Annotated in this window: 14 protein-coding genes; 6 read left to right on the forward strand and 8 right to left on the reverse strand. The window is 73.8% G+C overall.

Annotation, left to right across the window (positions count from 1 at the left end; all coding sequences use genetic code 11):
• Position 1: 1 nt before the first annotated feature.
• The 4 genes from ABD901_RS35985 to ABD901_RS36000 are packed head-to-tail and all read right to left on the reverse strand — an operon-like array spanning position 2 to position 3166.
• A complete protein-coding gene (locus tag ABD901_RS35985; RefSeq protein WP_345133948.1) occupies positions 2–943 on the reverse strand; it encodes a transporter in 942 nt (313 codons plus the stop codon).
• On the reverse strand, positions 940–1893 hold the full coding sequence (locus tag ABD901_RS35990) for a transporter (protein WP_345133950.1): 954 nt from the start codon (positions 1891–1893) through the stop codon (positions 940–942). Before ABD901_RS35990 ends, ABD901_RS35985 begins: the two co-directional genes overlap by 4 nt.
• The gene (locus tag ABD901_RS35995) at positions 1890–2768 is read right to left on the reverse strand and encodes an ABC transporter ATP-binding protein (RefSeq protein WP_345134236.1); all 879 of its coding nucleotides are present in this window, start codon (positions 2766–2768) and stop codon (positions 1890–1892) included. Before ABD901_RS35995 ends, ABD901_RS35990 begins: the two co-directional genes overlap by 4 nt.
• Positions 2769–2776: 8 nt before the next feature.
• Positions 2777–3166, reverse strand: a complete 390-nt coding sequence (locus ABD901_RS36000; RefSeq protein ID WP_345133952.1) for a GntR family transcriptional regulator — start codon at positions 3164–3166, stop codon at positions 2777–2779.
• Positions 3167–3330: 164 nt separating this feature from the next.
• Here ABD901_RS36000 and ABD901_RS36005 point away from each other — a divergent pair, with 164 nt between their 5' ends.
• The 4 genes from ABD901_RS36005 (at position 3331) to ABD901_RS36020 (ending at position 6331) form a co-directional block, all read left to right on the forward strand.
• The gene (locus ABD901_RS36005; protein ID WP_345133954.1) at positions 3331–4053 is read left to right on the forward strand and encodes an SDR family oxidoreductase; all 723 of its coding nucleotides are present in this window, start codon (positions 3331–3333) and stop codon (positions 4051–4053) included.
• A 96-nt stretch (positions 4054–4149) separates the two neighbouring features.
• Positions 4150–5379 (forward strand): MFS transporter, encoded by a 1230-nt coding sequence (locus ABD901_RS36010; protein WP_345133956.1) that lies wholly within the window; start codon positions 4150–4152, stop codon positions 5377–5379.
• A 174-nt stretch (positions 5380–5553) separates the two neighbouring features.
• Positions 5554–5676, forward strand: coding sequence for a hypothetical protein (locus tag ABD901_RS36015; RefSeq protein WP_345133958.1), 123 nt, complete (start codon positions 5554–5556; stop codon positions 5674–5676).
• A 79-nt stretch (positions 5677–5755) separates the two neighbouring features.
• On the forward strand, positions 5756–6331 hold the full coding sequence (locus tag ABD901_RS36020; protein ID WP_345133960.1) for a hypothetical protein: 576 nt from the start codon (positions 5756–5758) through the stop codon (positions 6329–6331).
• A gap of 165 nt (positions 6332–6496) precedes the next feature.
• Here ABD901_RS36020 and ABD901_RS36025 read toward each other — a convergent pair whose 3' ends face one another.
• The 4 genes from ABD901_RS36025 to ABD901_RS36040 are packed head-to-tail and all read right to left on the reverse strand — an operon-like array spanning position 6497 to position 9889.
• A complete protein-coding gene (locus tag ABD901_RS36025; RefSeq protein WP_345133962.1) occupies positions 6497–7696 on the reverse strand; it encodes an ABC transporter permease in 1200 nt (399 codons plus the stop codon).
• The gene (locus tag ABD901_RS36030) at positions 7693–8358 is read right to left on the reverse strand and encodes an ABC transporter ATP-binding protein (RefSeq protein ID WP_380137737.1); all 666 of its coding nucleotides are present in this window, start codon (positions 8356–8358) and stop codon (positions 7693–7695) included. The genes ABD901_RS36025 and ABD901_RS36030 overlap by 4 nt, the downstream gene beginning before the upstream one ends.
• A 5-nt stretch (positions 8359–8363) precedes the next feature.
• The gene (locus ABD901_RS36035; RefSeq protein WP_345133966.1) at positions 8364–9419 is read right to left on the reverse strand and encodes an efflux RND transporter periplasmic adaptor subunit; all 1056 of its coding nucleotides are present in this window, start codon (positions 9417–9419) and stop codon (positions 8364–8366) included.
• Complete coding sequence (locus tag ABD901_RS36040; RefSeq protein WP_345133968.1) at positions 9416–9889, reverse strand: hypothetical protein; 474 nt, start codon at positions 9887–9889, stop codon at positions 9416–9418. Before ABD901_RS36040 ends, ABD901_RS36035 begins: the two co-directional genes overlap by 4 nt.
• A 117-nt stretch (positions 9890–10006) precedes the next feature.
• Between ABD901_RS36040 and ABD901_RS36045 the strand changes: the two genes are divergently transcribed.
• Complete coding sequence (locus tag ABD901_RS36045) at positions 10007–10663, forward strand: response regulator transcription factor (RefSeq protein WP_345133970.1); 657 nt, start codon at positions 10007–10009, stop codon at positions 10661–10663.
• The gene (locus ABD901_RS36050; protein WP_345133972.1) at positions 10660–11820 is read left to right on the forward strand and encodes a sensor histidine kinase; all 1161 of its coding nucleotides are present in this window, start codon (positions 10660–10662) and stop codon (positions 11818–11820) included. Before ABD901_RS36045 ends, ABD901_RS36050 begins: the two co-directional genes overlap by 4 nt.
• The last annotated feature ends 113 nt before the right edge of the window (positions 11821–11933 follow it).

Here is an 11933-nt window from a genome sequence, read left to right on the forward strand (position 1 = left end):
GTCAGGCCAGGCGGCGCAGGCGTCCGGCCGCCAGCCACAGCAGCAGCGCCGCCAGCGCGACGAAGATGCCGGCCTCCACGTACTGGAACGGCCAGAACCGGTCCGCGGGTTGATAGCTGACCCAGTTGTGCACCCCGTCCGGGCAGCCCGTCCGGGTGCCGCAGACCATCCAGCCGTTGTGCAGCAGCGTGCGGCCGTCAGCGGTGCGTGCCTGATCGGCCAGCAGCCAGTTGCCCGCGGTGACGTTGTCGTCGGCGCCGGCGGCGAGCGGCAGGTCGGCGGTGACGGGCGCGCGGTAGTTCGGGCGGGCCAGCGTCACGACCGCGGTGTGCACGGCGATGTACAACACCAGCAGCGTCGCCACCGTCGGCTGCAGCCGCCGCCAGAACGTGCCGATGGCGAGGCCCAGCGCCACGGCGAACAGCGTGTAGGCGACCGGGACGACGCCGGCGATGTCGAAGGCCGGGAACGCGAACCGCTCGCCGTATGCGCGGGCGACCGGCTCGACCCACCAGTTCAGCAGGGCGGCGTAGGCGGCGCCGACGACGAGCGTGAAGCCCAGGACCAGCGAGAGCTTCACGGCGAACCAGCGGGTGCGGCTGATGCCCTGCGTCCACGCCAGCCGGTGCGTGCCCTGGTCGACCTCCGCCGCGACCAACGGCGCGCCCCAGAACAGCCCGACGAGCAGCGGCAGCGCCATGAACAGCGCGATGATGACGACGTAGGCCTGGTACTCGGCCGCGAACGACGCCACCGCGGGGCACTGCATGCCCGGGGGCAGGAGCACGCCGGTGCCGGCCTCGCGCGCGCAGGCGGCCACGTCCCGGTCGTACGCGTGATGCATCGACAGCCCGGTCGGGATCAGGAACGCGGCCAGCGCCGCCAGCCCGAGCAGCGTGAACAGCGCGGCGCGACGGTGCTGTCGCCAGGTGAGCCAGATCATGACAGCCTCCGCAGGCGTGCGAGGGCGAGCAGCACCAAGGCGGCCGCGCCGGTCAGGTAGAGAGCCGACTCGATGTACTGGAAGGACCAGAAGCGATCCGCCGGCTGGTACCGCACCCAGTTCTGCGCGCCCGCATCGCACTCCTCGTCGGGCCGGTCCTTGTCGCAGCGCTGCTCGGCGTTCGGGTGGATGACCCGGCCGTCCGCGGTGCGCACGGCCGCGTCCAGCAGCCACCCGCCGCTGAGCTGGTTGTAGTGCTCGGGCGCGCTCGCCGCGACGGAGACCTCGCGGGCCGGGCGGTAGTCGGGCCGGGCGAAGACCGTCACCGCGATCCGGACGCCGAGGAACACGACCAGCAGGACGCCCATGGTGGGCAGGACCTTGCGCCGGTACGCCCCGGCGGCAAAGCCCAGCGCCACCGCGAACAGTGTGTAGGCGACCGCGGCCGGCCCGGCGAGGTCGAAGACGGGGAACTCGAACCGGTCGCCGAGCGCGGTGGCGAGGGGCCCCAGCCACCACGACAGCAGGGCCGTGCAGGCACCGGCGGCGAGGCCCGCGAAGCCCAGCACCAGCCCGAACTTGGTCAGCGCCCAGCGGGTCCGGCCGACGCCCTGCGTCCAGGCCAGCCGGTGGGTCTGCTGCTCGAGCTCCCGGGCGACCAGCGGCGCGCCCCAGAACAGCCCGATGACGGCCGGCGCGAAGAGCAGCAGCGTGGCGACGATGCGGTACGCCGAATAGCGATCGGCGAACACGCCGGCCTGCTGCCGGCAGGATTCGTTCGCTGGCACGAGCACGCCGGTGCCCAGCCCGTGCAGGCACGCCGCGACGTCCCGGTCGAACGCGCGGTGCATGGACAGGCCCGTCGGCACCGTGAACGCGGCCAGCGCGGCGAGCGCGAGCAGCGTGAACAACGCCTCCCGCCGGTGCTGGCGCCAGGTCAGCCAGATCATGCGGCCCGCTCCAGCTGCGCGGCCCGCCCGGCGCCGGCGTTGGCGAGGTAGGCGAGCACCAGGTCCTCCAGCGACACGTCCTGCACGGTCCACTGTGGAGGGACAACCTCCGCGCCGGAGCGGACCAGCAGCGTGCTCTGCCGGTCGGTGTGGCTCTCCCGGATCACCTCGCCCGGTGTGCCGGCGCCGCGCGGCCCGATGAGCACGCGGTGCGCCTCGAGCAGCTCGTCGACCGGGCCGGCCAGCTGGACGTGCGCGGTCTGCAGCACGATCAGGTAGTCGCAGATCCGCTCCAGGTCGGCGAGCAGGTGCGAGGAGAGCACCACCGTCGTGCCCGACTCGGCGACGCCGCCCATGAGCGCCTGCAGGAACTCGCGGCGCGACAGCGGGTCGAGGCTGGCCACCGGCTCGTCGAGCAGCAGCACCTTCGGCCGCTTGGCGATGGCGAGGGTGAGCGCGACCTGGGCGCGCTGCCCGCCGGAGAGCGTGCCGACCGCCTGGTCGAGGGGGATGCGCAGCTGGGCCAGGCGCTCGCGGGCCAGGGCGGTGTCGAAGCGGCGGTTGAGCCGGGCGCCGAAGGTGATCAGGTCGGCGCCGGTGAAGTCCTTGTACAGCGGGGTGTCCTGCGCCACGAAGCCGATATCGGCCAGCAGGGCGGTGTTGTCGCGCGGTACGGCGCCGAACACGCGGACCTCGCCCTCGTCGGGGCGCAGCAGGCCGACGGCGAGGTGCAGCAGGGTGCTCTTCCCCGCGCCGTTGGGCCCGACGAGGGCCGCGATCCGCCCGGCCGGGATCTGCAGGGTGCAGTCGCGCAGGGCCCACTTCTTGCGGTACCGCTTGCCGAGACGATCGGCCTGAATCGCGATGTCGTCCATCGGTGTCCTCACGCCCTCACTTCCGGTGTGTTGCGCATCGTTGTCTCGATCAGCGCCGTGACGTCGTCGGCGCTGAGCCCGGCCGCGCGGGCCCGCTCGAGCCAGGCGACGAGCTCCTCGCGCAGCTCAGCCTGGTTGTCCAGCGACGGGCCGGCGAGCGTGCCGACCAGGAACGTGCCGACGCCGGGCCGGCCCTCGGCCAGGCCCTCGAGCTCCAGCTCGCGGTAGGCCTTGAGCACGGTGTTGGGGTTGATCGCCAGCGCCTGCGCCACCTCGCGCACCTTCGGCAGCTGGTCGCCCGGGCGCGCCAGGCCGACCCGCAGGGCCTGCCGGACCTGCTGGACGAGCTGCATGTAGGTGGCGACCTTGGAGCGGCCGTCCAGCACGAACTCGATCACCGTTGCCGACTCTCTCTATTGTCCTACGACAGTAAGACAGGATGTCCGCAACGCTGACCGCTGTCAATCGGCGGCCGAGGATCGAGTTGTTGAAATGTCGCGTCACCCGCCGAATCGCCTCCGGGAAGGGCGCCGGGCCCCGGTGCCCTTCCTACGTTGGAACCGTGAGCGGAGATCGGCTGGCCGGGCAGCGCGTCGTCCTGCTCGGCGGCAGCGCCGGCATCGGGCTCGAGACGGCTCGCCAGGCCCGCGCCGAGGGCGCCGCGGTCGTGCTCGTCGGGCGCAACCCGGACCGCCTCGCCGACGCGGCCGCCGAGGTCGACGCCGACGGCACCGCCGCCTTCGACGCCACCGATCCCGCGGCGCTGCAGCGGTTCTTCGCCGAACAGGGCCAGGTCGACCAGGTGTTGGTCACGGCCGGCGGCAACTACTACGCGCGCCTGGCCGACCTCGACCTCGACCGGGCGCGCCGCCTGGTGGAGGAGCACCTCTGGCTGCCGCTGCACCTGGCGCGCACGGTGATCGGGCGGCTGCGGCCGCCGGGCGCGCTGCTGTTCATGGGCGGCACCGGCGGCCGGCGGCCCGGGCCCGGCATGCTGCTGCCGGGCGCGTTGACCGCGGCGACGCCTTCGCTGGTCGCCAACCTCGCGATCGAGCTCGCGCCGATCCGGGTCAACGTCATCGCCGCCGGCTTCGTCGACACCGAACTGTCGGCCCGGCTCCTCGGCGGCGACCTCGACCGGCGCCGCGCCGAGCTGCGCGCCAACCTGCCGATCGGGCGCGTCGTCGGGCCGTCCGACGTCGCCGCGCTGGCCGTGCACCTCATGATCAACACCGCGCTCACCGGCGCGACATACGACATCGACGGTGGCCAGCAGCTCGTCTAGACCAGCTCGGCAGCCGGATCGGCACAACGCACGGTTGTGGCTCGCCGCTGTCGCCGTTGTTTGATCAGTGTTCCGCGGCCCTGATTTGATCGCGGCATGTCGCGAGGGTTCCGTTTGCTATGGGCGTCGTACGCGGTCAGTGCCTACGGCTCGGGCCTCGGGTTCGGCGCGCTGCCGCTGCTCGCCGTGCTCGTGCTGCACGCACCGCCGGCGCAGGTGTCGCTGCTGTCCGCCGTGGGGCCGGCCGTCGGCGCGCTGCTCGCGGTGCCGCTCGGGCCGTGGGTGGAGTACCGCCGCAAACGCCCGGTGATGATCGCCATGGACGTCGCCAGGTTCGCGGCCATGATGACGATCCCGATCGCGTACGCCCTCGGGCGGCTCTCGTTCGCACAACTGCTGGTCGTGTCGGCGGCCGTCGCCGCGGCCAAGATCGCCTTCAACGCGGCCAGCGGCGCCTACCTGAAGTCGCTCGTGCGCCCGGACGAGCTGCTGGTGGCCAACGCGCGGTTCGAGTCCACGCTGTGGAGCTCCATCGCCGTCGGTCCGCCGCTGGGCGGCGCGGCGATCGGCGTCTTCGGGCCGGTCACCACCGTGGTCGCCGACGCGCTGAGCTACCTGCTCTCGGCGCTGGGCATCGTGGCGATCGGCAGCCGGGGGGAGGCGCCCCGGCGTACCGGAGCGGGAAGGATGCGGGCCGGAGAGCTGCTCGACGGCTGGCGGCACATCCTGACCCACCCGGGCCTGCGGGCGCTCTTCGCCAACCAGATGCTCGTCGGCGGGCTCATCATGGCCACCGAGCCGCTGCTGGCCGTGCTCCTGCTGCGCCAGCTCGGGTTCCCGCCCTGGCAGTTCGGCCTCGCCTTCGCCGTGCCGTGCCTGGGCGGGCTCGTCGGCTCGCGCCTGGCCGGGCGCGTGGTGGCCCGCTACGGGCGGAACCGGATCATCCGCATCGTCGGCGCGCTGCGCGCGGTCTGGCTGATCGGCCTCGCGTTCGTCGGCCCCGGCCTCGCCGGCCTCGCGACGGTCATGGCCGTCGAGTTCGCGATCATCATCAGCATGAGCCTGTACAACCCGGTGCTCGCCACCTACCGGCTCGAACAGACCCCACCCGAGCGGGTCGCACGCACCCTGTCGGCGTGGTCCATCAGCAGCGGCGTGTCCATCGCCGCCTGCACCGCACTCGGCGGCCTGCTCGCCGACCTCGCCGGCCCGCGCGCCGCCATCGCGGTCGCCGGCCTGCTCATCATCGCCAGCCCCCTGCTGCTGCCCCGCCGCCTCGAACGGGACGGCGCGCCCGTGACATCGATGACTACCATGGCGCGGTGAAGCCTCGCGCCCTGCGAAACGCGCTCATGGCGTTCTACCTGATCGTGATCCTGGCGATGGCGTGGCTGGCCGGCTATCCAGCACCGGGTCAACGACCTGCGCGGCATCGGCGACTCCGCCTACCTGACCGTCGACGTCCCGCGCTCGAGCGGCAGCGGCTCCGCGGCGGCCCAGGTGACGGTCCTGCGGGGCGACATCATCGCGACGGTGATGTACTCCGCATCGCCGTCCAGCGACGAGCTGGTCGCATCCGCCGCCGTCCGAGTGGCGCGGGAGCTCGTGAAGGCGGTCCGATGAAGAGCCGGGTGAGCGTCGGGGTGATGGTGGTGCTGCTCGGCGTCGTGTCGGTCCTCTTCGTCGCCGGTGCGCTCATGCCGTGGTACTACTCGCGCCCGCGCGCGATACCGGACTCGCCGGCGACTGCGGTACCGGAGCTGACCGCCGCGCCCTTCGGATCCACGGCGCCGGTCGTGCACCCCCCGCGCACCGCACGCCGTCGGGCACGCCCCTGGCCGGCGCGGTGTTCGCGCCCTCCGACGAGGTGCGCGAGATGCGCCTCGACGGCGTGCCGATCACCTTCGTCACACCGCGCTCGTGGGGCTGCCTGTCCGCGACCGTCGACATCCGGGCCACGGCCTGGCGGTGCATCGACGAGCAGGCCGGTGCCGGCCGGCCGCAGGTCGACATCATCGTGCGCCAGTGCGCGGCCGCCTGCACCGCCGCCGAGCGGGCCGAGGTCGACGGCGAGCTGACCGTCGCCCCGGCCTACACGGTGCGGGACCCGGCAACGGGGATCGCCGAGCGCACCGCCGACGGCAAGTACACGCTGACGCTCAACCGCGTCTTCTCCACCAGCTGGGTGCTTGTTGTGCAGGCGGAGGCGCAGTCGCAGCCCGGCGACAAGGCCGTGGTGCAGAAGATCGTCAACGACATGTACGTCCAGACCGCGTAGCGGCTACGCCCAGCTGGGCAGGACCCCGGGGCCGGCGACGATGAGCAGGAAGCAGAGCCCGGTCGTGATGGCTACTCGCAAGATCCCTCGCATGGTTCGGAACCTAGTTGGATCGGCGGTGATGCATCGCTCACCTTTCTGGAGGAGATGGCGGCGGGCGGCGGCTCACCTTTCGGCCAGCGCCTCCGTCGGGGACAGGCGGGAGGCGCGGATCGCCGGGTAGAGGCCGGCGAGGCCGCCGATCACCAGCGTCGCCGCGGTGCCGCCCGCGGCCGCCCACAGGGGCAGCACCGGCGTCCAGTGCTGTGCCGCGGCGTAGGCGGCCGTCGTGGCCGCCCCCAGCAGGGCGCCGCCGGCCCCGCCGAGGGCCGACAGCAGCAGCGACTCGGCCAGGAACTGCGTGCGGATCTGCGCCCGGGTGGCGCCCAGCGCCCGGCGCAGGCCGATCTCGCCGCGGCGCTCCAGCACCGAGATGACCATCGTGTTGGCCACCCCGACGCCGCCGACGAGCAGCGCCACCGCGCCCAGGGCCAGCAGGAGGCGGGTGAAGGCCTCGCCCGCGGCCTGCTTGGCGGCCAGCGCGTCAGACGGGCGCGACACCTGGACCTCGTTGGGGGACTCGGGGTTGGCGGTCGGGCCCAGCGCGTTGCGGACGGCGTCGATGCGGGACTCCTCGGCGCGGGTATAGATGGTGGTGGGGTGGCCGTCGAAGCCCAGCTCCCGCTCGGCGACCGGCCAGCCGACCAGGGCCGCGGTGTCCAGCTCCGGCGCCAGCGGGGCCGGCTCGAGGATGCCCACGACCGTGAACCAGCGATCGCCCAGCAGGACCCGGGTGTCGGGGCCGGCCCGGCCGATGCCGAGGCGTTCGGCCGCGACGGACCCCAGGACCGTTGCCGGGTAGTCGCCGGTGGCCGCGTTGAGCCAGGCGCCGTTGCGCACCCGCGCGCCGACCACGCTCGGCAGGTCGAGGCGGGCGGCGTAACCGGCAAGGCCGTTGGTCTGGGTGACCGGGATCTTGCCCGTGCGGTACACCTTCGCGTCCCCGATCCGCCCGATCGCCGATTGCGCCTGGACGGCCGGAATGCGCCCGACCATCGACTCGGCGGTGTCCGGCAGCTGCGCCTGCCCGCCGACGAGCTTGGTGCCGGGCGCGACGGTCAGCAGGTTGGTGCCCAGCGCGTCGAGCGTGCGGTCCAGCTCGGCCCGCGACGAGGAGGAGATGCCGACCACGGCGACCATCGACGCGATGCCGATGGCGATGCCGAGCGCGGACAGGAACGCCCGCATGGGCCGCGTGCGCAGTCCGACCAGGCCGACCTTGACGACGTCGCCGGGCCACAGCCGGGCCGGGCGCGGGGGCCTCACCGCCCCTCCCCGGCGCTGTCGTCGACGATCCGGCCGTCGCGCATGGCGATGCGCCGCGGCAGGCCGCCCGCGATCTCCCGGTCGTGGGTGATGATGACGACGGTGGTGCCGGCGGCGTTGAGCTCCCGCAGCAGCGTCATCACGGTCGCCCCCGAGGCCGAGTCCAGCGCGCCGGTCGGCTCGTCGGCCAGCAGCAGCGGCGGATCGCCGGCCACCGCCCGGGCGATCGCGACGCGCTGGCGCTCGCCGCCGGAGAGCTGGTGCGGCCGGTGCCCGACGCGGTGTGCGAGGCCGACCCGCTCGAGCGCGGCCGCGGCCCGGCGGCGGCGCTCACGCGGGCGCAGGCCCGTGTACAGCAGCCCGTCGGCGACGTTGTCCAGCGCGGTGACGCCGGCGGCGAGGTGGAACTGCTGGAAGACGAAGCCGATGCTGCGCGCCCGCAGCGCGGCGAGCTCGGCGTCGCGCAGCCGGGACACGTCGAAGCCGTCGATGTCCACCCGGCCGGACGTCGGGCGGTCGAGCGTGCCGGCCAGGTTCAGCATCGTGGACTTGCCCGAGCCCGACGGGCCGACGATGCCGACGAGCTCGCCGGCCTCGATGCGCATCGAGACGTCCGCGAGGGCGGGGACCGACCCGCCGTACACCTTGCCGACCCCGCTCATCGCGATCACTTCGGCATCCCGACGGCCGTGCCCGGCGCGACGCCGTCGCCGGAGATCTCGACCCAGCCCTCGGAGAACAGGCCGGTGCGCACCTGGACGTAGCGCGCCGCGCCGTCCTGCACGACCTCCACGCCGTAGCCGCCCTCGGGCAGGCTGACCAGGGCCGCGATCGGCACGGCGAGCACGTCGCGGCGCTCGGCCGCGGTGAAGGTGACGTCGACGGAGGCCAGCGCGTATGCGGCCGCCTTCTGCTGGTCGTCCAGCGAGACGGTGACCTCGACCTTGGTGGTCGCGTCCTCGCCCTGCCCGCCCGGCCTGATGACGGTCGTGACCTTGCCGATGTGGCCGGTGACGGTCGAGTCGTCCGGCAGCGTGACCACGACGGCCGCACCCGACTGGGCCATGCGCTGGTCCTCGGGGTCGAGCTCGACCGTGACGGCCTTCGCCGTGCCGGTGTAGGTGAGGACCCGCTGCCCGGGCGCGGCGGGCTCGCCGGCCGACGCCTCGAGCGCCGTGATGCGCACGGCCTCGGGCGCGAACACGACCCGGCCGAGCTCCACCACCCCGGTCTCGTCGAGCCCCAGGTCCTCCTGCCAGCGCTCGACGGCGGCGGCGGTGGCCGAGGTGTACTCGGCGTCGACGGTGAAGCCGGTGTACCCCATCGCCTTGAGGTTCTCCTCGAGCTGGCGCACGTCGACTCCCTCGGTGCCGGTGGCCAGGCGGCGCCAGGCCGGCGTCGCGCCGTACAGCAGCGTCACCGGCTGGTCGTTCACCCGGTACAGCGCGGCGCCCCGCTCCACCCGCGCGCCGCTGTCGGGCAGGTAGGTGATCGTGCCGGGCAGCCGCCCGGTGACGGTGGTCGAGGCGCCGAAGCCCAGCTGCCCGTCCTCGGTGCGGGTGTCCTTGAGCGTGCGGCGGCTCACCTGCGCGGTGTTGGGCGGCAGCGCCGCCTTGGCCGTCTCGCCCGGCGCGCCGCGCTCGCCGAGGCCGAACCAGGCGCCCGCGCCCGCGCCGGCCGCGAGGATCGTCAGCACCGCCGCGAGGTTCGCGCGGCGGCTCATCCGCGGCCCCCGGCGAGCGTCGACTGGCACTGCTGCTGGGCCTTGTCGAAGTCGGGGTCCTCGGCGACCGAGCGGTCGATGCGCACGCCGACCTGGCCGGGCTCCGGGTCCGGGAACGCCTCGACACCGTTGTCCCGCATGCACTTGGCGAAGGCGCGGTTGCGCTCGTCGCTCTGCGCGTCGCCGCGGCCGTTCTCGGGCATCGGGTTGTACTGCCGGCAAGCCTCCATCGCCTTGTTCATCTTCTCCTCGCCGCCGGGCCCGCCGGTCATCCGGATCATCGGGCCCTTCCCCGGCTCCGGGTCGGGCATGTCGATGCCGTGCTCGCGCATGCATTGCGCGAACTTCACGCCCATCTCGTTGCGCCCCAGGCTCGCCGACGCGGCCGGCGCGGCCGTCTCGCCCTTGGGAGAGCCGCAGCCGGCGGCACTCAGCGCCAGCACCACGAGCACCACGGCCAGTCTTCTCATCGCATTTGCTCCCTCTCGAGGTCGGGTGGACGGAAGGGAGCCTTCGCGACGGCGCGTTTCGCGGTCGTCTGCCGGCGCAAACGCCCGGGAAACACGCGGGTCGGGGATGATGGCAGGGTGCGGCTGCTGGTGGTGGAGGACGAGCCGATGCTGGCCGGCGCGATCGCGGAGTGGCTGCGCGAGGAGGCGCACGCCGTCGACGTCGCCGGCGACGGCGAAGCGGCGCTGGAGCGCATCGCCGTGCACGACTACGACGTGGTGGTGCTCGACCGGTCGCTGCCGCTCGTGCACGGCGACGACGTGTGCCGGCGGATCGTGGAGTCCGGCTCGGGCGCGCGGGTGCTCATGCTGACCGCCGCCGCGGAGGTGACCGACCGGGTCGCGGGGCTCTCGCTCGGCGCCGACGACTACCTCACCAAGCCGTTCGCGTTCCCTGAGCTGGCCGCGCGGGTGCAGTCCCTCGGCCGTCGCGCCCGTCCAGCGGTACCGCCCGTGCTGCGCCGCGCCGGCATCACCCTCGACCCGGCGCTGCACCGCGTGTTCCGCGACGGCGCCTACGTGCCCCTGTCGAAGAAGGAGTTCGGTGTGCTGGCGGAGCTGCTGCGGGCCGACGGCGCGCCCGTCTCGGCGGAGTTCCTGCTGGAGAAGGTGTGGGACGAGCACGCCGACCCGTTCACGCCGGCGGTACGCCTGACGATCCTCAAGCTGCGGCGCAAGCTCGGCGACCCGCCGGTCATCGAGACGGTCACGGCGGTCGGGTATCGCATCCCATGAGCCTGCGCATCCGCCTGACGCTGCTGTACACCGGCCTGTTCCTGGTCGCCGGCACGGTGCTGCTCGGCACCACCTACGTGCTCTTCGACCAGCAGCTGGCGGGCATGCGCTCGAGCGTGATGCTCAGCAGCGGCCCCGAGCCGAGCGCCTCCGCCGCGCCCCGGCTGCCCAACGCCGAGCAGGCGCTGCACGAGGCGGAAGCCCAGCGCCGGCAGCTGCGCGATGCGGCCGGCAGCTCGCTGCTCATGCAGGGCGCCATCGCCCTCGGCGTGGTCGGCGCGGCCGCCGCGGGCTTCGGCTGGCTGGTCGCCGGCCGGGTCCTCGCCCCGCTGCAGCAGGTCACCGCGACGGCCCGGCGCATCGCCGCGGCACCGGCGGCCGGGCGCGGGCTGCACGAGCGCATCGAGCTCGAGGGCCCGGCCGACGAGGTCCGGGAGCTCGCGAACGCGTTCGACACCATGCTGGAGCGGCTGGACCGTTCCTTCGACGGCCAGCGCCGCTTCATCGCCAACGCCTCGCACGAGCTGCGCACGCCGCTCACCGTCGGCCGCGCGCTGGTGGAGCTGGCCGTGAACCGGCGCACCGCGTCGGCCGACACGCGCAGGCTCGGCGAGGACCTGCTGCAGATCAACGAGCGGCACGAGCGGCTCATCACCGGCCTGCTGCTGCTGGCCACCTCCGAGAACGCGCTGACCGAGCCCCGCCCGGCCGACCTGGCCGACGTCGCCGCATACGTGCTCGCCCAGTGCGCCGACGCGGCCGAGGCGGCCGGCGTGCGGCTGGAGGAGGAGCTGGCGGAGGCCTCGACGAGCGGCGACGCGCTGCTGCTGGAGCGCCTCGTGCACAACCTCGTGGAGAACGGGATCCGGTACAACACCGGCCCGGACGGCTGGGTCCGGGTGTGCACCCGCGCGGGCGCGGACGGGCGGGTCGAGCTGGAGGTGAGCAACACCGGGCCGGCGGTGGCGCCCTACGAGGTGCCGGCGCTGTTCGAGCCATTCCACCGGCGGACCGGGGAGCGGCGGGTGACGGGCGGCGGCGCGGGCCTCGGGCTGTCCATCGTGCGCTCGGTGGCCGCCACCCACGGCGGGACCGCTGTCGCGCGGCCACGCGCGGGCGGCGGCCTGGTCGTCACCGTCGAGCTGCCGGCCGCTTAAACGACCGGCTGCTTGAACGACCGGCTGCTTGAACGACCGGCTGCTTGAACGACCGGCTGCTTAACGGCCGGCCGCGTAACAGAAAGCCGCATCGCGTCGTAGTCGAACGTGAC

It is taken from the genome of Dactylosporangium darangshiense (assembly GCF_039537565.1).
GTDB classification, from domain to species: domain Bacteria; phylum Actinomycetota; class Actinomycetes; order Mycobacteriales; family Micromonosporaceae; genus Dactylosporangium; species Dactylosporangium darangshiense.